At 42.8% G+C, this 566-nt stretch carries 1 protein-coding gene; it reads left to right on the top strand.

Annotation, left to right across the window (positions count from 1 at the left end; genetic code table 11):
* Nucleotides 1-566 (top strand): Calx-beta domain-containing protein (locus tag HGB55_RS15315; RefSeq protein WP_305791993.1); only part of this gene is annotated, 566 nt, incomplete at both ends.

Here is a 566-nt window from a genome sequence, read left to right as displayed (position 1 = left end):
ACAGCGACAGTTCAAGTAACCTTAACAGGCAATGTACAGGGCGGTTTCAGTGTAGATTACCAAACAGCAGACGGTACAGCGATAGCAGAGGATGATTATCAATCACAATCAGGTACGCTAACCTTTGCAGGCACTACCGAAGAGAGTCATCCAATTACAGTTTCAATAGCAGATGATACTTTGATAGAACCGACTGAGAGTTTGTATGTGAACTTGAGTAATTTGAGCACGACGCTGATAGGTATCAATGATTCACAAGGAGAGATAACTATTGAGGACAATGACGGAGGAGCAGACAAGGGACTGACCATCAGTGATATGACGGTTAACGAAGGTGATGGTACAGCGACAGTTCAAGTAACCTTAACAGGCAATGTACAGGGAGGTTTCAGTGTAGATTACCAAACAGCAGACGGTACGGCGATAGCACCGGATGATTATACAGCACAATCAGCAACACTAACTTTTACAGGAGATACCGGAGAGAGTCATCCAATTACAGTTTCAATAGCAGATGATACTTTGATAGAACCGACTGAGAGTTTGTATGTGAACTTGAGTAATTT

This window comes from Lutibacter sp. B1 (assembly GCF_012524075.1).
Classification (GTDB): Bacteria; Bacteroidota; Bacteroidia; order Flavobacteriales; family Flavobacteriaceae; genus Lutibacter.
Note: the sequence above shows the minus strand (reverse complement) of the source record. Positions and strands in the feature narration are given on the sequence as shown.